The organism is Stenotrophomonas sp. Ste96, from assembly GCF_024519495.1.
Classification (GTDB): Bacteria; Pseudomonadota; Gammaproteobacteria; order Xanthomonadales; family Xanthomonadaceae; genus Stenotrophomonas; species Stenotrophomonas bentonitica_A.
This window is the reverse complement of sequence record NZ_JALJRX010000003.1, coordinates 220,400-242,528: the sequence shown is the minus strand read 5'-3', so window position 1 is coordinate 242,528 and position 22,129 is coordinate 220,400. Positions and strand designations below refer to the sequence as shown.

The following is a 22,129-nucleotide window of genomic DNA, read 5'->3' as shown; positions in this document are numbered from 1 at the left end:
CTTGCATTGCGTTGCGGCGGGGCCGCGCACGGCCCCGCGTTGAAACGGCTTACCAGCCAAAGCCGGCACCCACGCCGACCGAGCTGTCATCACTGCTGAAGGCACCGCCCAGGGTCACCGTGGCGCGCTCGCTGAGCGCACGCTGGTAGCCCAGCGACAGGGCCGATTCGCCGCCCTGGAAACCGACGCCGACACCGACGCGGTTCTGGGTGCGCACGCCGGCGGCGCTGGTGGCCATGTTGAGCATGGCCGCGCTCATCGCGCCCTGGCGATCGATGCGGCGGTCCTGGTGACGCAGGCGCTGGTCGATCTCGCCCTTGTAGATGTCGAAGCTGTCGGCCATCGAGGTGAAGCGCTGGTCGGTGTAGCTGTTGGCGGTCGCGATGCCGCCATCCAGCTGGCCTTTGTTGACCGCATCGGTGGCCTGCGTACCGGCCGCGACGTTGGCGACCTGTCGCTCGTTGCCGACGCTGCCGACCGAGACGGTGTCGGCACGATCGGCGACCGAGCCCTGGCCCAGCGCCACCGAGTTGGCCGCCGAGGCGGTCGCGCCCTGGCCGATGGCCGTGGCCGAGGCCCCGCTTGCCACGGCACCGTCACCCATCGCCACCGCATTGACGGCGGCAGGTGCGGCGGCCGGCGCGTTGACCGGCTGGCTGCCGCCAACGCTGGCAGCGGTCGGCGCACCTTGCACATTGGCGACGGCGGTTTCGCTGGCAGCACTGATGACGCTGGCCTCCTGCACACCGCTGGTGTCCGCTGCGACGCTGGCAGTCGCCAGCGAGGCAGTCCGTGCACGTGCACTGCCACTGCCGCCACCGGCAACACGCTGATCGAGGTCGCTGACCTTGCGGTCCAGCGCGCCCAGTGCATCGCCCACGTTGCTGTACGTCGCGCCCTGGATCACATAGTTCGGCGCAACGAACACGCCCTGCATGCCGACACTGGCCCCGCCGCCGAGGAAGGTGGCGACATCGGTGAGCGACTGGAACAGCTGCCCGCCGTTGATCGCCTGGCGGCTGCCGGATGCGATCGAACCGCTGCCGACGTTGTCGAGCGTGGTGCCCTGCAGACCCGAGAGGGTGAGCGTGTCGCGGCTGCTGTCGTCGTAGGTCAGCGCATTGGCGGTGACGTTCTCGACCGAGCCGATCCGGGTGTCGATATCACCGACCTGGGTTTCCACCGCACCCACGCGCTGGTTGGTGGTGTTGAGCTGGCCGCCGGTCACCGCATCGGTGCTGCCGGCGGCGATGCGACCGGCGCCCACGTTGACGATGCGGCGCGTGGCCGGACCGTCCGTCCCGTTGCCGCCGCCGACCGAGACCACATTGGCTTCCACCGCGCGCGAGCCGGCGCCCAAGGCCACCGCGTTGGCACCGGAGACACCTGCCGCCGACCCGATCGCGATGCTGTTGGCCCCGTTGCTGGCGAACGCACCGTTGCCGATCGCCACGCCGTTGGTGGCATTGGTGGAGGCCTGGCGACCAATCACGGTGCTGTTGGCACCGCGTGCCGAGGCATCGGCACCGACCGCGGTGGCGCCAGTGGCCGAGGCGATCGCCGCGGTACCCAGTGCACTGCTGCGGGTTGCGCTGGCGGTGGCGCCGGAACCGGCGGCGAGTGCATCACTGCCACTGGCCGTGGCCACGCCGCTGCCGCTGGCCTGGAAGTGCTTGCCGACCGCATCGGCCGTCGCAGCGACCGAATCCAGCTGCGACTTGGTCACCGCGTCACTGGCATTGACCGCATCCCCGACATTGGTGATGCGCCGCGTCGCCGGGCCGGTGGTGCCGTTACCGCCACCGACCGAGACCACGTTGGCTTCACTGGTGCGGGCACCGGCGCCTAGCGCGACGCTGCCGGCACCACTGGCCGACGAACTGGTGCCCAGTGCGGTGGCATTGATGCCGCTGTAGGCATAGCTGTCCTGGCCGAGGGCAGTGGACCCCTGCGAGGTCGCCCAGGCCAGTTGCCCGACCGCCGTGGTGCGTGCCGCGGTTGCCCAGGCGTTGGAACCGGCAGCCACACTGTTGTCGCCGCTGGCCTGTGATGCGTAGCCGATCGCATTGGCGTAGCTGCCCGACGCGGCGCTGCCCCAGCCCAGTGCGGAGGCGTAATCGCCACTGGCTTCGGCCCCGTAGCCCAACGCCGTGGTGCGCGCGCCGCTGGCCGCGCTGAACGTACCGACGGCGGTGCTGTAGTCGCTGCCGGCTTCGGCGCTGTAACCGAAGGCCGAGGACTGCAGCCCGGCCGCCGTGGCACCGGCACCGGTCGCGGTGCTGAAGCTTCCGTCGGCCTGCGCCCCCGCACCGAGCGCGGTGGCACCGACGGCGCTGGCGCTGGTGGCCTTGTCGAGCAACACGTTGCCGTTCTCATCTTCGTAATACAACGCACCACCGATGGCGGTCGCCGAGTCGGCCGTGGCCGAGGCATTGAAGCCCGACGCAGAGGCGTTGCGCCCGGACGCCAGCGCGCCGCTGCCGTAGGCCGAGGCCCCGGTACCGAACGCATTGGCCGCCTCACCCGCCGCGGTGGCATACGCCCCGTCGACGAAGCTGCCGACGTCATCGCCGTTGCCGCTGCCCGAGGCCTGGAAGAAACGGCTGGTGGTTTCGGCCACATCGGCGACCGCAGTGAGCTGATCGACGTTCACCGCGTCGGTGCCTTCCGTACCGGCGGCGACGTTGGTGATCTGCCGCTGCGCGGTGGCGGTGCCGACCGAGACCGAGTTGTCGCGATCCGCGGTGGAACCGGCGCCGAGCGCAACACTGTTCACGCCTTCCGCGCTGGCACTGGCACCCAGTGCCGTGGCATTGCCCGCATCGGCCCACGAGTTCCAGCCGATTGCCGTGGCGTAATCATCGGTTGCCCACGCGCCCGCACCGAAGGCCGAGGCACCGGTACCCGATGCGCGCGACGGAAGCAGACCGAAGAAAGTCGTGCCACCGATCGCCACGCTCTCATCGCCGGTGGCTTCGGAGTACTCACCCACCGCCACCGCACCAGCGCCGGAGGCCGTCGAGGCCGCACCCACCGCCACGGCGTAGGCGTTGGAGGCGACCGCGCCGTAGCCCAGCGCGGACGAGAGCTGGCCGGTCGCTTCGCTGTAACTGCCGAAGGCCGATGCACCGGCTTCGGAGGCATTGGCGCGGAAGCCATTGGCGGTGGCCTGCTGGCCCACCGCCGTGGACTGGCTGCCGGTCGCCGTGGCGTATGCACCGCCGGCCTGTGCACCGGCGCCGGTGGCGCTCGCACCGATCTCGCTGGCACTGGCACCGTTGCCGATCGCCACGCTGTCTTCGCCGGTCGCCTGCGCGTCACTGCCCAGGGCCGCGGCGCCGTCAGCGCTGGCCAGGGCGTTGAAACCGACGGCCGTGGCGTTGTCCGCGATGGCGGTGGCGCCGCTGCCGAGTGCGCTGGCGCCGTTGCCGATGGCATTGGCGGCCTCACCGGCAGCCAGCGCGTTGTCGCCTTCCACGTAGGCACCGGCATCGCTGTCGGCACTGCCACTGGCCTGGAAGTATTTGCTGGTGGTGGCGGCCGCATCGGCCACCGCATTCAACTGGTTTACGTTCACCGCATCGGTGCCGTCGGTACCGGCGGCGACGTGGGTGATCTGGCGCTGCGCATCGGCGCTGCCGACCGAGACGCTGTCATCGCGGTCGGCGATCGAGTCCGCGCCCAGCGCAACGCTGTTGGCCCCGGTGGAGGTTGCTGCATTGCCGAGCGCGGTGCTGTTCACGCCGGGCGACCATGCCCCACCACCGACAGCCGTGGAGTAATTGCCCGACGCTTCGGTAGGCAGCAGGCCGAACAGCGCCCCACCGACCGCCACGCTGTTGATGCCACTGGCCAGGCTGCCCTGGCCGGTGGCGGTGCTGTACGCACCAGTCGCTTCAGCATCACCACCGAGGGCCACGCTGTTGGAGCCGGTCGCCTGCGCGAAGCTGCCCAGCGCGGTGGCGTTGAAGGCCGAGGCCACGGCATCCCCGCCGATCGCGGTGGTGTAGTTGGCGGTGGCTTCGGAGGCGAAGCCATAGCCGGCCGACAGCGTGCCACTGACCACGCTTTCGGCACCTACCGCGGTCGCGCCGTCGCCACTGGCGCTGCTGAAGTAGCCCAACGCCACGGATTCTTCACCGGCCGCGTCGGACAGCGCGCCACCGGCCAGGCTGCCGGCGCCGGAGGCGACGCTGGCCGCACCGGTCGCGGTGCTCTGCTCACCCGAGGCCAGGCTTTCGGCACCGCTGGCTGTTGCGTATTCGGCGGTCGCCTGTGCGTTGGCACCGGTTGCGCTTGCGTTGGCACCGCTGGCGACGGCGTTGAAGCCGACGGCACTGGCGTTGTCGGCCAAGGCAAAGGCACCACTGCCAACAGCCGATGCGCCGGTACCGGCCGCGAAGCTGCTCGAGCCCACGGCAGTGGCGTAGTCGCCATCGGTCGCCGCGTTTGCGCCGGCGGCCACACTTTCCTCGCCACCTGCCACGGCAACACCGTCACCGCTGGCCTGGAACTGATCGGTGGCTGCGCTCAGCTGATCGAGATTGACCGCATCACTGCCTTCGGTACCGGCGGCAACCTGGGTGATCTGGCGCTGCCGGCCATCGTTGCCGACCGAGACGGTGTAGGCACGATCAGCGACCGCACCCGCGCCGAGCGCCACGCTGTTGGACGCACTGGCATTGCTGCCCGCCCCGATGCCGATCGCGCTTTCACCGCCGGCCACCACATTGGTGCCGATGGCGATGGTGTTGATGCTGTTGCCCAGGGCCTGGAAGCCGACGGCGACGCTGTTGTCGCCGTAGCCGAAGGCACCACGGCCGAGCGCGGTGGAACTGCTGCCGCGCGCCCAGCTGTTGTAGCCGATCGAGGTCGATCCGGTGCCGCTGGCCCAGGCCGACTGGCCGACTGCGGTCGCGTTGGCTTCGGTCGCCCATGCACTGGAACCGAAGGCGGTGGCGCCATCGGCAGTGGCCCATGCGTAGGCACCGGTGGCCGTGGTTTCTTCGCCACTGGCGAAGGCATTGTCGCCCTGCGCCACGCTGTAATCGCCGGTCGCGCGGGCCTTGTAGCCGCTGGCCAGGCTGTTGCTGCCGGTGGCCTGCGCGCCGCTGCCGAAGGCGTTGCTGGTGGTGCCGGTAGCTTGTGCACCGGCACCGACCGCCACGCTGTCCGGCGCCGCGGTCGCACCGATCAGGATCGCATTGCCCTGCTCATCGACCAGCGGCTGGTTGTACTCGTCATAGGCCTGGCCCAGCCCACCGATGGCGACGCTGCCGTTGCCGGTGGCGCTGCTGTTACGGCCCAGCGCGACGGTGTCATCGCCGACGGCGGTCGCGCCGCCACCCACTGCCGTTGCACCGGCCCCCAATGCGTTGCTGGCCTCACCGGCCGCCAGCGCATCCTCACCCTGCGCGTAAGCACCGACCGCACCGCCGGCCGCACCGTTTGCCTTGAACTGCGCTGATGTGGCCGAGGCCGACGTCGCGACGGCATCGAGCTGTGCCTTGTTGACCGCATCGGTCGCTTCGCTGCCTGCAGCGACATGGGTGATCTGCCGCTCATTGCCAACGTCGCCGACTGAGACGGTGTTGTCACGGGTGGCAGTGGAGTTGGCGCCGAGCGCGACGCTGTTGGCGCCGCGCGCGGTGCTGTAGAAACCGACCGCCGTGCTCAGTTCCCCGCTGGCCCAGGTCTCCGCGCCGAGTGCAGTGGCGCCCTCACCCGGGGCATAGGCGAAGTAGCCCACGGCGGTGGCTTCAGTACCCGAGGCTTCGCTCAGCGTGCCGTTGGCCACGGCGTAATCGCCGCTGGCGATCGCACCTGCGCCGACGGCCGTGGCGGCTTCGCCGCTGGCCTGGGTCTGCACGAAGAAGCCCAGCCCCGGCAGCAGATCCGCCGGGCCACCGATGGCCGTGCTGCTGTTGCCGGTCGCCACGCTCTGCGTCCCGACCGCAGTGGAATAGTCGCCGGTGGCGTTGGCCACCGCGCCGAAGGCCGACGCCTGTGCACCGGCCGCGTACGCGCCGACGCCGTAGGACGACGCAGCGAACCCGGAGGCTTCCGCACTTGCACCGACCGCCGTGCCGCCCACGCCGGCGCTGGTCGCGCCGGTATCGACCGGTACGCCGCCATTGGTGATCAGCGGATTGCCATCGGCATCCACCGCAGCACCGCCGACCGCCACGCTGCCCGGGCCGTTGGCCTGCGCATTGGTGCCGAAGGCCGCGCTGTTCTGGCCGGTGGCGCTGGCGTTGTAACCGACCGCCGTTGCGTTCTGCCCGGTCACCGTGGCGCCGCTGCCGAGCGCGGTCGCACCATCGGCCAGCGCGTTGGATGCTTCACCGATCGCCGTAGCGTTGTCGCCTGCCGCGAAGGCACCGGCATCGCTGTCGCTGCTGCCGGTGGCCTGGAAGTACTTGTCCGTGTTGGCGGCGACGCCGCCGACGGCATCGAGCTGCGCCTTGTTCACCGCATCGCTGTCATCGGTGCCGTCGGCGAGATTGGTGATCTGGCGGCGCAGGCCGTTCTGCGCATTGCCGACCGACACCGTGTCGACGCGATCGGCGTACGAGCCGGCGCCGAGCGCCACGCTGCCTACCGCAACCGCAGCGGAATTCGCACCGAGCGTCGCACTGAAATCGGCGACCGCGACGCTGAACGCACCGACCGCCACCGACGCTTCGCCGGCACTGGCCGCGCCGCGGCCCAGCGAGGTGCTGCCCGGGCCGATGGCCAGTGCGCCGCCACCAATCGCGGTCGCGCCATCGGCGCTGGCTTCGGCAAGACCGCCAATCGCGGTGGCCGCGCCGTTTTCACTGGCCGCCACTGCCGATGCACCGAGCGCGACATCGCCCAGACCGAACGCCGCGGCGCTCTGGCCGAGCGCGATGCTGGCATCACCGAAGGCCAGGCTGCCCTGGCCGAACGAGCTCGCCCCGAGGCCGACCGCGAGTGCTTCGCTGCCCACTGCGGTGGTCGCATTGCCGATGGCCTGGCTGCTGTGGCCCAGCGCCGTTGCGCCGTCGCCATCGGCCTTGGCGCTCGCCCCTGCGGCCAGTGCACCTTCGCCATCGATCTTCGCCGCGTCGGCATCGTTGCCGTCACCGTCGGCCTTGAAATAGCGGGTCGCGCCTTCGGCTGCCACCGCAACCTTGTCCAGCTGCGCCTTGTTCACCGCATCCGTGGCGGCGGTGCCGGCGGCCACGTTGGTGACCTGCCGTTCCTTGCCCGCATCACCCACCGATACCGTGTTGGCGCGGTTGGTCTTCGAGCCGGCGCCGAGCGCCACGCTGTTCGCCCCGGAGGCCGTGCTGTTGCTGCCGATCGCCACCGCATTGGTGCCCGAGGCGGTGGCATTGCCATCAACGACACAGCTGTCGATGACGGTGCTGTTCAGAACCACGCAGTTCGCGTTCCCACCCACCTCCACCGACTGCGCACGCGCTGTCTGCGCGCCGCCTGCCATGCCCACTCCCAGCGTCAACGCGATGGCGGCGCAGAGCAGTGCGGTGTTGCGTCCGCCAGAGGTTCGGCGCTGATCGATGACGACACCCGAGGACTGGCTGCTGGCCAATTCCGAGGCGACGACCATCTGCCCCAGTGCTTTGTTCCAGACCTTGCGATAAATCCGATTCATCGATGCGGCTCCTGATTAGGCTGGTTTTAGGCAAAGCGACGCCAACGCCGGACCGCGTGGTCCAACGTCCCCTGGGGGCGTTTTTTCGCTTGATTTACTGCGTTGTGCGCAATGGCTGGCAGATACCTACAGCGTGCACGCCATCCATGCGGTTACTGTGGAACTGAACGCTGTCGAAATGAGGATGCAGTGTTAACGTACAGTTTGAACAACGTCAAGACTTTGACATTGAAATTCATATGACCGCGAAGTGCGTCACAAAAACCACGCGTTATTGAAGGATTTTGTTAGATGCATGTGAGTAACGGCGATAACGTCATTTCACGTTGTAACGCGATGTAACTCATTGCTGCCGATCATGTTGTGGGGCGTACAAAAGAAAACCGCCGGGCAAGCCGGCGGTTTCTTCACGCGGTTTTCACTGCCCCGCATGGGAGGCGATGCGCAGTATCAGCCGCACCATACTCTTGCGTTGCGGAACATCCGCAGCCACGGCGAATCGCCGTTCCAGTCCTGCGGATGCCAGCTGTGGTTGATCGCACGCGGGGTGCGTTCCGGGTGCGGCATCATGATGGTAGTGCGGCCATCGGTGGTGGTCAGGCCGGTGATGCCGTCGGGCGAGCCGTTCGGATTCAACGGGTACTGGGTGGCTACGTTGCCGTCGCCATCGATGTAACGCAGCGACACGCGGGCTGCCGCCTGATCGACCGCATTGGCGAATACCGCCTGGCCCTCACCATGCGCCACCGCGACCGGCAGGCGTGAACCGGCCATGCCACGCAGCAGGATCGACGGCGATTCCACCACTTCCAGCAACGCGGTGCGTGCTTCGAACTGCTCGCTGCGGTTGCGGCGGAACTGCGGCCAGTGCTCGGCACCGGGGATGATGTCCTTGAGCTGGCTCATCATCTGGCAGCCGTTGCACACGCCCAGCGCGAAGCTGTCCTCGCGGGCGAAGAACGCCGCGAAGGCATCGCGCAGCGCGCTGCGCTCCAGCACCGAGGTGGCCCAGCCGCGGCCGGCACCGAGCACGTCGCCGTAGCTGAAACCGCCACAGGCCACCAGGCCGGTGAAATCGGACAGCGCGACACGGCCTTCGATCAGGTCGCTCATATGCACATCGAACGAACTGAAGCCGGCACGTTCGAAGACGTTCGCCATTTCGATCTGGCCGTTGACACCCTGCTCGCGCAGCACCGCCACGCGCGGGCGCGCACCGGTGTTGATGAAGGGCATCGCCACGTCTTCGTTGAGATCGAAGGTCAGCTTCGGCTTCAGGCCCGGCGCGTTGAAGTTGCGCGCGATGGCACGCTCCTGGTCGGCGTTGTCCGGGTTGTCGCGCAGCTTCTGCATGGCATGGGTGACCGACCACCACGCATCGAACAGCGCTTCCCAGCGCCACTCGACCAGGCTTTCGCCCTGCAGCGAGACGCGTACCACCGGCGCGGTGGTCGGACGCGCGATGCGCTGGGCGCATTCGGTCAGTGCGTGACGCTCGACCAGATCAGCGAAGGCCGCGCGGTCTTCCTTGGCGATCTGCACCACCGCACCCAGTTCTTCATTGAACAGGCTGCGGAACGGATCATCGCCCCAGGCATCCAGGGTGATGTCCAGGCCCAGGCGCGAGGCAAAGGCCATTTCGCACAACGCGGCGAACGCGCCGCCATCGCTGCGGTCGTGGTAGGCCAGCAGCAGGCCGGCCTGGCGTGCATCACGGATCAGTTCGAAGAAGGCACGCAGGCGCTGCGCATCGTCCAGGTCCGGCACCGCACCGGCGAAGGCCGGCAGCGCGGAATGGTCGGCGTGCACCTGGGCCAGGATCGAGCCGCCCAGGCGCTGCTTGCCGGCGCCCAGGCCGATCAGCCACAGCTCGCTGTCGGCGTCACGGTCCAGCAGCGGGGTCAGCTGGCCGGTGGCATCGGCGACCGGCGCGAACGCCGAGATCACCAGCGAGACCGGCGAGACCGACTTGTGTGCCTGGCCATCGGCCTGCCACTGCGCCTGCATGGACAGCGAGTCCTTGCCGACCGGAATGCTCAGGTCCAGCTGCGGGCACAGCTCCATGCCGACCGCACGCACCGCGTCGTACAGCAGCGCGTCTTCGCCATTGTGCCCGGCGGCGGCCATCCAGTTGGCCGACAGCTTGACCGTTTCCAGCGCGTCGACCGGGGCCGCGCACAGGTTGGTGATCGCTTCACCCACCGCCATGCGTGCCGAGGCGGCCGCATCCAGCAGGGCCAGCGGGGTGCGCTCGCCGATCGCCATCGCTTCACCGGCGACGGTATCGAAGCCTGCCAGGGTGATGGCGACGTTGGCCAGCGGCAGCTGCCACGGGCCGATCATCTGCTCGCGCGCGGTGAGGCCACCGACGCTGCGGTCACCGATGGTGACCAGGAAGTTCTTCGAGGCCACCGAAGGATGGGCCAGCACGCGCAGACCCGCTTCATGCAGGTCCAGCCCGGCCGTCTTCAGCGCCGGCCAGCGCGGCGCCGGCGGGTGCACGGTGTCGCGGTGCATCTTCGGCGCCTTGCCGAACAGCACGTCCATCGGCAGGTCGATCGGGGCATCGGCCGGAATGTTGCCCACGGTCGCGCCATAAGCCACGACCAGACGCTCTTCGGCCGTGGCAACACCGACCGCGGCGAACGGGCAGCGCTCGCGTGCGCACAGCGCGGCGAACTCGGCCAGGCGCGCCTGCGGCACGCCAAGCACATAGCGTTCCTGCGATTCGTTGCACCACAGCTGCATCGGCGACAGCGACGGGTCATCGGCGGGCACCTTGCCCAGATCGATCACACCGCCCACGCCGGAGTCGTGCAGCAGTTCGGGAATCGCATTGGACAGGCCACCGGCGCCGACGTCATGGAACCAGCGGATCGGATTGTCCAGGCCGAGCGCGACGCAGCGGTCGATCACTTCCTGGCAGCGACGTTCCATTTCCGGGTTGTCGCGCTGCACGCTGGCGAAATCGAGGTCTTCGGCGCTCTCACCGGAGGCCACCGAGCTGGCGGCACCACCGCCCAGGCCGATCAGCATCGCCGGGCCGCCGAGCACGATCACCGCATCGCCGGGCTGCAGGCGCAGCTTCTCGACCTGGTTCTGGTCGATCGCGCCCAGGCCACCAGCCAGCATGATCGGCTTGTCGTAGGCGCGGGTCAGGCCCTGCCCTTCGGGCAGTTCGAAGCTGCGGAAATAACCGAGCAGGTTCGGGCGGCCGAACTCGTTGTTGAAGGCGGCGCCGCCGAGCGGGCCGTCCAGCATGATGTCCAGCGCCGGTGCCATGCGCGGGTTCAGCGCGCGCGGCGCTTCCCACGGCTGCGGCAGGGTCGGGATGCGCAGGTGCGAGACCGAGAAGCCGGTCAGGCCGGCCTTGGGCTTGCCGCCGCGGCCGGTCGCGCCTTCATCGCGGATTTCGCCGCCCGCACCGGTGGCCGCACCCGGGAACGGGGCGATCGCGGTCGGGTGGTTGTGCGTTTCCACCTTGATGCAGAACGCCGAATCGACCACGGCCTCGCTGCGGTACTGGCCGCTGGCCGGGTCCGGGCGATAGCGCGCGGCCGGGAAACCGGCGACCACCGCAGCGTTGTCGCTGTAGGCGCTCAACGTGTGCTGCGGGGTCTGCTGGTGGGTGTTCTTGATCATCCGGAACAACGAGTGCGACTGCTCGGCACCGTCGATGGTCCAGCTGGCATTGAAGATCTTGTGGCGGCAGTGCTCGGAGTTGGCCTGCGCGAACATCATCAGTTCCACGTCCGACGGCTTGCGGCCCAGTTCGCCGAAGCGCTGGCGCAGGTAGTCGATCTCGTCCTGGGCCATGGCCAGGCCGAGCCGGGTGTTGGCCGCTTCCAGGTCATCCAGCGCGATCCGTTCCAGCTCACCGCGGGCCGGGGCGCTGAACAGCGCCTGCGCCTGCGCGGTCTCGGCCAGCACGGACTGGGTCATCGGGTCGTGCAGCGCGCGGATCACCGCCTCCTGCGCGGCCGCGTCGGCCGGCCATCCGGCCAGATCGATACGCAGGCCACGTTCGACCCGGCGGATCGGCTGCCCGGCACCGCGGACCAGCTCGGTGGCCTTGCTCGACCACGGCGACAGCGTGCCCAACCGCGGCACCACGAAGCGCGATACCGCCCCGTCCTCACGCCCGGCCAGCGCGGGCTGGGCTTCCAGGATCCGGCTCAGGATCGCCGGGTCCGGGGCCGCATCGCCCTCGGTCTGGATGAAGTAGACATGCCAGGCACCGGTGATGCGCAGATCGGCGGCCAGGGACTGCAGGCGGGATTCAAGACGTTCGCGGCGGAACGGCGAAAGGGCGGATGCGCCCTCGAGGACCATCATGTCCGGGGAACCGTGGTTGGGAACGGGGCCCACTATTGTACCCAACTCGGCCGCCGCGGCCCGGCCCCGGGGATCGGCAGGCCCAGGCGGTGCCCAGCCCAGTTCACACCCGAACCATGCACTGGTTCACGGATTGGCCGCCGATTACATGACAACGTTATCACCACCTGGCCCACGGCCAGGTGCCGTCCGTCCCCCATGTCGTTGCCGGCCTCTCTCACCGGCGTCCGGAACTGCTGCACGCATGCCGCCATCCCGGCGGCATGCGCACACCACCTGATCGGAGACCGACCATGCCAGACCCGATTGCGCGCCGTGCAGTGACATCGTTTACCTCCCCAGCCCCCACCCTGCGCCCGCGGCGCTGGCTGCTGGCCCTGGCCCTGGCCGCTGCGGCCGGCACGCCCACCCTGGTGCAGGCCGCGAACTGTACCGGGGCGCCCGAATGGAACGGCGCGGCCATCTATCTGGCCGGCCAGACCCTGCAGAAGGGAGGCGTGCTGTACCGCGCCAACCAGGACATCTGGAACGCACCGCCGGACCACCCGGCCGGCGCGCCCTACTACACCAACCTGGGCGCCTGCGATGGCAGCGGCAGCAACCAACCGCCCACCGTCAGCCTGACCTCGCCCACCGCCGGGGCCAGCTTCACCGCCGGCAGCAGCATCACCGTGAGCGCCAACGCCAGCGATACCGACGGCAGCGTCAGCAAGGTGGAATTCTTCCGCGGCGGCACCTCGCTGGGCATCGACACGAGCGCGCCGTACAGCGTGGTCTGGAGCAATGCCTCGGCGGGCAGCCACACCTTCAAGGCGGTGGCCACCGACAACAACAATGCGGTGACCTCCTCGGCCACGGTCAGCGTGACCGTCACCGCAGCCAGCAACGACACCACGCCGCCCAGCGTGCCGGGTGGGCTGGGCTCACCTTCCCGGACCGCCACCACGGTGAACCTGGCCTGGAATGCCGCCACCGACAACAGCGGCGGCAGCGGCGTGGCCGGCTACGACGTGTACCGCAACGGCAGCCTGGTCGGCTCGCCGAGTGCGACCCAGTACACCGACGGCGGCCTCACCGCGAGCACGGCCTACACCTACACGGTGCGCGCGCGTGACAACGCCGGGAATGCGTCGGCGCAGAGCAGTTCGATCAGCGTGACCACGGCCGCCGGTGGCGGGGGCGGCGGCAACAAGCGGGTGATCGGCTACTTCACCCAATGGGGCATCTACGGCCGCAACTACCAGGTCAAGAACATCGATACCAGCGGCTCGGCAGCGAAGCTGACCCACATCAACTACGCCTTCGGCAATGTGCGCAACAACCGCTGCGAAGTGGGCGTGACCCAGGCCTCGGACCCGAATACCGGCGTGGGCGGCGATGCGTACGCTGATTACGGCAAATCCTTCGCTGCCGGAGCCAGCGTGAGCGGCGTCGGCGATACCTGGGACCAGCCGCTGCGTGGCAACTGGAACCAGCTCAAGCAGCTCAAGGCCAAGCACCCGAACATCAAGGTGCTGATCTCGCTCGGCGGCTGGACCTGGTCGCGCGGGTTCTCCAGCGCAGCGCAGCCGGCCAACCGGCAGGCGTTCGTGGCCTCGTGCATCGATGCCTACATCAAGGGCAACCTGCCGGTCGCCGATGGTGCCGGCGGCGCGGGTGCGGCACTGGGCGTGTTCGATGGCATCGACATCGACTGGGAGTACCCGGTGGCCTGCGGGTTGAGCTGCGGCACACCGGCCGACAATGCCAACTTCACCGCCCTGCTGGCCGAATTCCGCCGCCAGCTCGACGCCGTGCGGCCCGGGCTGCTGCTGACGGTCGCCGTGGGTGCAGGCGTGGACAAGATCCGCGTGACCGATCCGGCCAGCTACCACCCGTACCTGGATTTCATCAACGTGATGACCTACGACTTCCACGGCGCGTGGGATCCGCAGACCAACCATCACTCGGCGCTGTTCGATTCACCGGCCGATCCTTCCACGGGCGACCAGAAGTTCTACAACAGCAATGATGCGATGGAGGCCTTCCTCAGCCGCGGTGTGCCGGCCAGCAAATTGAACCTGGGCATCGGCTACTACGGGCGCGGCTGGACCGGCGTGGCCAGTGGCAACAACGGGCTCTACAAGAGCGCCAGCGGCGCGGCACCGGGCACGTACGAGGCCGGCATCGAAGACTGGAAGGTGCTCAAGAACCTCAACTGGCCGGTCTACACCGACAGCATCGCCAAGGCCACGTGGATCTCCAACGGCACCACGTTCTGGAGCGTGGACACGCCGGCGATGGTCACCGAGAAGATGGGCTACGTGAAAACCCAGGGCCTGGGTGGCGCGTTCTTCTGGGAGTTCAGCGGCGATGATGCGCAGGGCACCCTGACCAAGGCGATCAGCGACGGCTTGAAGTGAGGCCGTCGCGCCGGACGCAGCCCCGTTGATCGAACAGGGCGCTCGCGCGGAGAAAAAAAACGCCCCGGCCTGGCCGGGGCGTTCTGTTTCAGCGGCTGCCGCCTGCAGAGACACGTTCCAGCGCGGCCTTGAGCTGGGCCGGCGGCAGGTAGCCACCGAGCTGGGTGCCGTCGGCGGCGAAGATCGCCGGGGTGCCGTTGACGCCCATCTGCTGGCCGAGCTTGTACTGCATGGCCACCGGGTTGGTGCAGTTCTTCGGGGTGACGGCCTTGCCGGTCTTGGCTGCGGTCAGGGCCTGCTTGCGGTCGGCCGCGCACCAGACCGAGATCATGTCGGTGTAGTCCTGGCTGCCCAGGCCCATGCGCGGGAACGCCAGGTACTCCACCGTGATGCCGTTGCGGTTGAGCTCGGCGATGTCCTGGTGCAGTTTGCGGCAGTAGCCGCATTCGATATCGGTGAAGACGCTGACGGTGTACTTGGCATTCGGCGCGGCGAACACGATGCGCTCGTTATGCGGCACGCCATCGAGCAGCTTGCGGCGGTAGCTGAGCAGGCCCTGGCTGCTGACCGGGGCCTTGTTCTGGATGTCGTACGGCTGGGACTGCATCAGGTAGCGGCCGTCATCGGAAACGTACAGCACCTGGCCGCCGACCAGCACTTCGCGGAAGCCGGGGAACGGGGCGGCGCCGATGAAATCGGGCTTGAAGTTGGGGTCCAGCTGCTGCAGCGCGGTGCGCACGCGCTGGTCGGCATCACCGGCGGCGGCCGGGGCGGCGGCAGTGGATGTGGCCGCCGGAGCGGACGGTTGCTGCGCGCAGGCAGTCAGGCTGAGCGCGCCGAAGAGCGCCGCAATGGCAACACGGAGCATCGAGCATTCCGGTGTAAGAGGTCAGGCTGGATTCTCGCACAGCTGCCCGCCCACGCAGCTGGACCGCAGTGGAACGGTGACGCGCGACCAGGTTCTGCCCGCCCCTCAGCCGCGCGGATGGTGCCTGGCGTGCAGCTTCTGCAGGTGCTCGCGGGCCACCAGCGTGTAGATCTGGGTGGTGGACAGCGAGCTGTGGCCCAGCAGCATCTGCAGCGCGCGCAGATCCGCGCCACGGTTGAGCAGGTGGGTGGCAAAGCTGTGGCGCAGGCCGTGGGGGCTGATCCGGGCCGGGTCGATCCCGGCCAGCACCGCATACTTCTTCACCAGCCCCCAGAACTGCTGGCGGCTCAAGGGATGCAGGGAGGGCTCCAGGAACATCGGCACGGCGCCGTCCTGCGGCGTCGGCACGTTGCGCTTGCCGGTGAGCTGCGGCCGCGATTCGGCCAGATAACGCTCAAGCCAGTGCTGGGACTCCTCGCCCAGCGGCACCAGGCGTTCCTTGCTGCCCTTGCCGGTCACCCGCAGCACGCCCTGACGCAGGTTCACTGCATTAGCCGGCAGATTGACCAGTTCACTGACGCGCAGGCCCGCGGCATACATCAACTCCAGCATGGCGCGGTCGCGCAGGCCCAGGGGCGTATCGATGTCGGGGCTGGCCAGCAGCGCATCGATCTGGCTTTCGGCCAGCGCCTTGGGCAGCAGCCGCGGCAGCTTGGGCGGGTCGAGCAGCGCGCTTGGGTCGTCCGTGCGCTCGCCGCGGCGCACGGCATCGGCGAAGAAGGCCCGCAGCGCGGAAAGCAGGCGGGCATTGCTGCGCGGCGACCAGCCATGGCGGGAGCGCCAGGCCAGGTAGTCGAACAGCCCAGCGCGATCGAGACCGGCCAGCCCCCCGGCCGCACCATCACGCCAGCGCGCGAGACCTTCCAGATCGCGCCGGTAACTGTCCAGACTGGCACGCGCGAGGCCGTGTTCAGCCCAGGCGGTGTCGAGGAAGCGCTGGATGCGCAGGGTGTCGTCATCGCGCAGCTCGGGCAGGTGCTGGATGAGCTGGCGGCGCAGGGCGGGGGTGGTGGCGTCGGACATGCGGACAGCATACGGAGCAGACCGTGCGTGGGCCATCGAACGGGGGCAGCGGGCCGGGTATGCTCCGGGTCATGACCGATACCGCGCTGTCGTCCCCCGCTGCTGATCGCCCTGCATCGTTGCTGCCGTGGCGGCTGTTGTCACTGTTATACGACTTCTTCCCGGCGCTGGCGCTGTGGATGCTGCTCGGTGCGGTGTTCGTGGCGGTCTATACGTTGAGCGGTCATGCGGAGCGGGAAAACATCGCGCCGTTCAGTGCGTGGCAGTGGGCGTTGTGGGCGTGCTGCTGGGGCGTGACGGGGCTGTACGCGACGATGAGCTGGCGCCGCGGTGGGCAGACGCTGGGAATGCGGCCGTGGCGGTTGCAGGTGGTGTCGTTGGACGGCACGGTACCGTCGCGCGGGCAGTTGTGGCGGCGGTATGCAGTGGGGACGTTGTCGGTGCTGGCGGCCGGCCTGGGGTTCTGGTGGGCGCTGGTGGATCGGCAGCGGTTGACCTGGCATGACCGCGCCAGCGGGACGCGGGTTGTGCGGCTGCCGAAGCCGTGAAGCAAACAGAAAACAGCAAACAGCAACAAGCAGCGTCTCTTTTTCTCTGCGTTTGCGGAGAGGCGCAACCCATTTCTGGACCCGCCGCAAGTACGTCCATGTAGGCTCGTAGTGCGCCATCCATGGCGCACTACGGTCCTGAAATGGGCTGCGCCTCTCCGCATTGACAGATCACGTAATGCGGTTGGTAGAAGCGGAATTACTGCGTGCCTGAGGTATCGCGCTGAACACCGAGTGTCGCGATCAAGATGCCTCAAGGAGCGCAACCTTCATCGCGAAGTCGAACGTTGGCTCAATCGATAAATTCATTCGCCGCTCTGCCGCTCTGCCGCTCGACCAACAGGATTCGACACGAGCAAAGGCGCCTGCGCATTCCATCAGAACGGGTAGAGCCGGGCCATGCCCGGCTGCTCTCCCCCCCACCAGCACATGATCGGAGGCGCGGCGGGATTACCAGGCCGGGACCGTGTGCTGCCATGGATGGCAGCACACGAGCCTACGTGGGTGAGAGCGGATGGCTCGCGAGGCACTGCCTCGCATCCGATCGAACGCACAGCCGCCAGCGGCTGGGCCGGGCCGCGGAGCGGGACTTGCGGCGGGTCCCGGAATGGCGAGCCCGTCGCGCCTGGCTCGAGAGCACATGGAGGCCGCTTCGGCTTCGGCTTTTGACTTCCGCGTCTAGCGTCCAGCGTTCGAGCAGAGGAATCAGCCCGACTTACGTCGGAACAACAACCCGGATACCACCATCATCACGATCGGCGGCAACGCATACGCAATCCGATAATCGAACTTCAACGCACCTGCCATGCGCCCGAAGAACAACTGCAGCAACCAGAAGCCCAGCGCGAACAGAATGCCCAGGAACAACCGCTTGCCCATGCCACCGCTGCGCAGCGAACCGAACGCGAACGGCACCGCCGCCAGGCACAGCGCCAGCACATTGATCGGATAGAACCAGCGGCTCCAGTACACATCCTCGTAATCGCGCGCATCCAGCCCATTGCGCTTGCGGTACTCGATGCTGGTGCGCAGATCCATCGCCGTCAGATTGCGCGGCTTGGAAATGCCGCTGGCCAGCGCCGCCGCATCCAGGCGTGAATCCCACGGCTCGGACTCGGCCGTCTCGCGGGTGGCCGAACGCTCACCGAACGTGTCGCGGCGGACTTTGTTCAACACCCAGCCGTCGGCGCCATGCTCGGCGGTGGTCGCATAGGTGAGCGAGGCCAGGCGGCCGTCGTCGGCGATCTTGTACAGGCGCACGTCGTGCAGGATCAGGCGCGTGCCACCGCCGGCCTGCAACTGCTCATCGCCGCTCTGTGCGTTGAGGAAGGTATCGCCTTCGCGCGCCCATACGCCCGAGTAGCGGGCCGCGCTGAGGCTGCTGCCCCACTTGGCGCTGATCTTGATGTCGTCGGCCTTGCTCTGACCCCAGGGGCCCAGCGTTTCGCCGCTGAACACCATCACCGCGGTCATCAGCGACAGCGCGATCGCCACCGAAACGCTCAGCCGCTTGCGCGACAGGCCCAGCGCACGCAGCGCGGTCAGTTCGGAGGTGGCGGCCAGCTGGCCGAGCCCCATCAGCGCGCCGATCACGGCGGCGGTCGGGAAGAAGGTGTAGGCACGGCGGGGCACGGTGTACAGCACCCAGGCGGCGGCGTGGCCAAGGGTATAGCTGCCCTTGCCGACATCCTTGAACTCGCCGGAGAAGGCCATCACCACGTCCAGGCCGACCAGCACCGCCCAGGTCAGCAGGACGGTGCCGAACACGGCACGGCCCAGGTACAGATCAAACCGCATGGGGCGCAACACGTTCATGCGGTCCTCCGGGGGCGCGACAGCTTGCCGTCGCGGAAATACATCCACAGGGCCAGGCCCAGCAGCGGCAGGGTCAGCCACCACAGGCCCGCCACGGCGGGGATCTTGCCATCGGCGATCCAGCGGGTGCCGATGAACATCAGGTTCATGCCGACCATGTAGGCCAGGAAGGCCAGCATCATCCGGCCATAGCGCTGCTGGCGTGGCGAGCTGCGGGCCAGCGGCAGGGTCATCAGGGCGAAGGCCAGTGCGATCAGCGGCGGGGCGATGCGCGAGTGCAGCTGGGCCTGCGCCTCGGGGCGTTCATCGCCGAACAGCTGGGTGGTGCGCAGCAGCTCGGGGTCATCGTCCTTGCGGGTCTCGGCACCGTCGGGCATGGCCACGTCGTTGCGGGCGAAGGTCATCAGCTTGTAGTCCAGCGCACCATTGGCCGGGCCTTCCACCTGGTGGCCATCGTCCAGTTCCAGATAGCGCTGCTTGGCGCCTTCGAAGTACATCCGGCCGTGATCGGCGGAGATCACTTCGAGGCGGTCCTCCTTCTGGCGCTGCAGGAAGACTTTGCCCAGCTGGGTGCCATCCGGGGAGACCGAGGAAAGGTAGACCACGCCGCCATTGGGCAGCGGGGTGAACTTGCCCGCCTCCAGGCCGGCCATGACCACGCTGCGGTTGGCCTCGTCGATCATCGTCTCGCCGGTGCGGTCGGCCCAGGGGCCCAGCCACAGCGAGCACAGGGCGATCAGCCCGACCACCGGCACCACCAGCATCAGCACCGGGCGCAGCAGGCGCTTGGGGCCGACCCCGATGGCGGTGATGACCGCCATTTCCGAGTCCCGGTACAGCCGGGCCGTGGCCAGAAGCAGGCCCAGCATCAGCGCCAGCGGCAGGATCAGCGGCATATAGACGATGAACTGCAGGCCCAGCTGGGAGAACAGCAGGCGGGCAGGCAGGCGGCCGTCGGCGATGTTGCCGAGGATGTCCACCAGGACACCACCGACGCTCACCACCAGCAGCACGATCAGGGTGGCCAGGAAACTCTGGACGAAATCACGCAGGAGATAGCGATCGAGCTTCGACATGGGGCGGTGGTTTAAACTCTCGGATTCGTTCGCGGTGCTGCCCAGTCTACTGACGGGACGTAAACAGCTCGCGATTGTACGGATTTGCCAACGGAATCTGATCAATGGCCCTGGAATTCACCCTGAACCACGCAGCCCCGGCCTCGGCCGAGTGCGATTGCGTCATCGTCGGCGCCTATGCCGACCAGACCCTGAGCCCGGCGGCACAGGCCCTGGACACCGCGTCCGGCGGCCGCCTGTCGGCCCTGATCGCCCGCGGCGACGTGGGCGGCAAGACCGGCAACACCACCGTACTGCACGATCTGCCCGGCGTCGCCGCCGCACGCGTGCTGGTGGTCGGGCTCGGTGAGCCGGCCAAGTTCGGCGTGCCGCAGTACCTCAAGGCCGTGGGCGATGCCAGCCGCGCCCTGAAGAGCGGGGTCAACCACCACGCGCTGTTCACCCTGACCGAGATCGAGGTCAAGGGCCGCGATGCCGCCTGGAACATCCGCCAGGCCATCATCACCGCCGACCACGCCGCCTACCGCTACAGCGCCACGCTGGGCAAGAAGAAGGCCGACGAACCCGGCCTGACCACGCTGGCCATCGCCGGCACCGACACCCAGGCGCTGGCCCAGGGCCAGGCGATCGCCGCCGGCGTGCAGTACGCCCGCGAACTGGGCAACCTGCCGCCGAACGTCTGCACTCCGGCCTACCTGGCCGAGTCCTCGGTCGCCTTCGCCCAGGCCCATGACGGCGCCGAAGCGGAGATCCTGGACGAGCAGCAGATGGAAGCGCTGGGCATGGGCTCGCTGCTGGCCGTGGCCCGTGGCTCGGCCAACCGCCCGCGCCTGGTGGTGCTGAAGTGGAGCAACGGCGGGGCCGCCAAGCCCTACGTGCTGGTCGGCAAGGGCATCACCTTCGATACCGGTGGCGTCAACCTGAAGACCCAGGGCGGCATCGAAGAGATGAAGTACGACATGTGCGGCGGCGCCAACGTCATCGGCACCTTCGTCGCGGCCGTCACGGCCAAGCTGCGGTTGAACCTGGTGGTGGTGGTGCCGGCGGTGGAAAACGCCATCGACGGCAACGCCTACCGCCCCTCGGACGTGATCACCTCGATGTCGGGCAAGACCATCGAAGTGGGCAACACCGACGCCGAAGGCCGCCTGATCCTGTGCGACGCGCTGACCTACGCGCAGCGCTTCGAGCCGGCCGCGCTGATCGACGTGGCCACCCTGACCGGTGCCTGCCTGGTTGCCCTGGGCCACCAGACCGCCGGCCTGATGACCAAGCACGACGACCTGGCCAACGAACTGCTGGCCGCCGGCGAGCACGTGTTCGACCGCGCCTGGCGCCTGCCGCTGTGGGACGAGTACCAGCCGATGCTGGATTCCAGCTTCGCCGACATCTACAACATCGGCGGCCGCTGGGCCGGTGCGATCACCGCCGGCTGCTTCCTGTCGCGCTTCACCGAAGGCCAGCGCTGGGCCCATCTGGACATCGCCGGCGTGGCCAGCGATGAAGGCAAGCGCGGCATGGCCACGGGTCGCCCGGTCGGCCTGCTGAGCCAGTGGCTGCTGGACCAGGTCGCCCGCGCCTGATGCCCTGCCCGATCGCGGCTGCCCATCGGTGGCCGCGATCCCGCCCGGCCTGGCGCCGGGTTCTCCCTTCGCTCCAGGCCCTGCCATGTCCCGTGCTGATTTCTACCTGATCGCCAAGCCCCGCTTCCTGACCGAGCCGTTGCGGCTGGTCTGTGAGCTGGCCCGCAAGGCCAACGACGCCGGGCTGTTCACCCTGGTGCTGGCACGCGACCAGGCCCAGGCCGAAGAACTGGACGAACTGCTGTGGGCGTTCGACAACGATGCCTACATCCCGCACCAGATCGCCGGCGAAGACATGGACGAGGAAGAGGCGCTGGTGCTGATCGCCGTTCCCGGTACCGAGGCCCCGGCCCGGCCGCTGGTCATCAACCTGCGTGACGATCCTTACCTGGCCGCCTGCGACCGCGTGCTGGAAGTGGTCCCGGCCGACCCGGAGGCGCGCGAACCGCTGCGCGAGCGCTGGCGCCAGTACAAGGCGCTGGGCTTTGAGCTGAACAAGTACGACATGTAACCCGCGTGGCGGCCGTCCGGTCGCCGCCGGCCCCGGAGACCCTTGATGCGCCTGTTGATCGCCCTGATCTTTTCCTGGTCCGCCTTCTTCACCATCGGCCGCCCGATCGCAGGCATCCTCAACGTCTCGAAGGGAGCGCCGACTGTCAGTCGGCTGTCCTTGTCTGGCTGGCGGCCCGCCGCGATCTGGGCCGCCTGCGCGGTCTCACCGTTCCATACCGGCCAGAAGATCCGTCGCGCCTTAGGGCGCTGAGCTTCCGGCACCCCCAC

Annotated in this window: 11 protein-coding genes; 5 read left to right on the top strand and 6 right to left on the bottom strand. The window is 68.5% G+C overall.

What is annotated here, in order from left to right; translation table 11 throughout:
- Window positions 1–49: 49 nt before the first annotated feature.
- On the bottom strand, window positions 50–7,639 hold the full coding sequence (locus OC373_RS10410; protein ID WP_261997657.1) for an ESPR-type extended signal peptide-containing protein: 7,590 nt from the start codon (window positions 7,637–7,639) through the stop codon (window positions 50–52).
- 450 nt (window positions 7,640–8,089) lie between these two features.
- Window positions 8,090–11,974, bottom strand: coding sequence for a phosphoribosylformylglycinamidine synthase (gene purL, locus OC373_RS10405; protein WP_070426588.1), 3,885 nt, complete (start codon window positions 11,972–11,974; stop codon window positions 8,090–8,092).
- Between the two features lie 293 nt (window positions 11,975–12,267).
- Here purL and OC373_RS10400 point away from each other — a divergent pair, with 293 nt between their 5' ends.
- Window positions 12,268–14,376, top strand: a complete 2,109-nt coding sequence (locus OC373_RS10400) for a glycosyl hydrolase family 18 protein (RefSeq protein WP_070426587.1) — start codon at window positions 12,268–12,270, stop codon at window positions 14,374–14,376.
- An 88-nt stretch (window positions 14,377–14,464) separates the two neighbouring features.
- Here OC373_RS10400 and OC373_RS10395 read toward each other — a convergent pair whose 3' ends face one another.
- A complete protein-coding gene (locus OC373_RS10395) occupies window positions 14,465–15,244 on the bottom strand; it encodes a thioredoxin fold domain-containing protein (RefSeq protein ID WP_046272725.1) in 780 nt (259 codons plus the stop codon).
- A gap of 105 nt (window positions 15,245–15,349) precedes the next feature.
- Window positions 15,350–16,327 carry a site-specific tyrosine recombinase XerD gene (gene xerD / locus OC373_RS10390; protein WP_070426586.1) on the bottom strand — a complete coding sequence of 326 codons (978 nt, stop codon included), beginning with the start codon at window positions 16,325–16,327 and terminating at the stop codon, window positions 15,350–15,352.
- A 71-nt stretch (window positions 16,328–16,398) separates the two neighbouring features.
- Between xerD and OC373_RS10385 the strand changes: the two genes are divergently transcribed.
- Window positions 16,399–16,875 (top strand): RDD family protein, encoded by a 477-nt coding sequence (locus tag OC373_RS10385; RefSeq protein ID WP_237393502.1) that lies wholly within the window; start codon window positions 16,399–16,401, stop codon window positions 16,873–16,875.
- Window positions 16,876–17,580: 705 nt separating this feature from the next.
- On the opposite strand, the gene lptG is transcribed toward OC373_RS10385, so the two are convergent.
- Window positions 17,581–18,672 carry an LPS export ABC transporter permease LptG gene (gene lptG / locus OC373_RS10380; protein WP_026069680.1) on the bottom strand — a complete coding sequence of 364 codons (1,092 nt, stop codon included), beginning with the start codon at window positions 18,670–18,672 and terminating at the stop codon, window positions 17,581–17,583.
- 14 nt (window positions 18,673–18,686) lie between these two features.
- Window positions 18,687–19,766, bottom strand: coding sequence for an LPS export ABC transporter permease LptF (gene lptF / locus OC373_RS10375; RefSeq protein WP_070426584.1), 1,080 nt, complete (start codon window positions 19,764–19,766; stop codon window positions 18,687–18,689).
- Between the two features lie 104 nt (window positions 19,767–19,870).
- On the opposite strand from lptF, the gene OC373_RS10370 reads away from it, so the two are divergent.
- The 3 genes from OC373_RS10370 to OC373_RS10360 all read left to right on the top strand — a co-directional run bounded on the left by OC373_RS10370 (window position 19,871) and on the right by OC373_RS10360 (window position 22,112).
- On the top strand, window positions 19,871–21,349 hold the full coding sequence (locus OC373_RS10370; RefSeq protein WP_070426583.1) for a leucyl aminopeptidase: 1,479 nt from the start codon (window positions 19,871–19,873) through the stop codon (window positions 21,347–21,349).
- Between the two features lie 85 nt (window positions 21,350–21,434).
- A complete protein-coding gene (locus OC373_RS10365) occupies window positions 21,435–21,860 on the top strand; it encodes a DNA polymerase III subunit chi (RefSeq protein ID WP_046273804.1) in 426 nt (141 codons plus the stop codon).
- 45 nt (window positions 21,861–21,905) lie between these two features.
- Window positions 21,906–22,112, top strand: coding sequence for a proteolipid membrane potential modulator (locus OC373_RS10360; RefSeq protein ID WP_070426581.1), 207 nt, complete (start codon window positions 21,906–21,908; stop codon window positions 22,110–22,112).
- The last annotated feature ends 17 nt before the right edge of the window (window positions 22,113–22,129 follow it).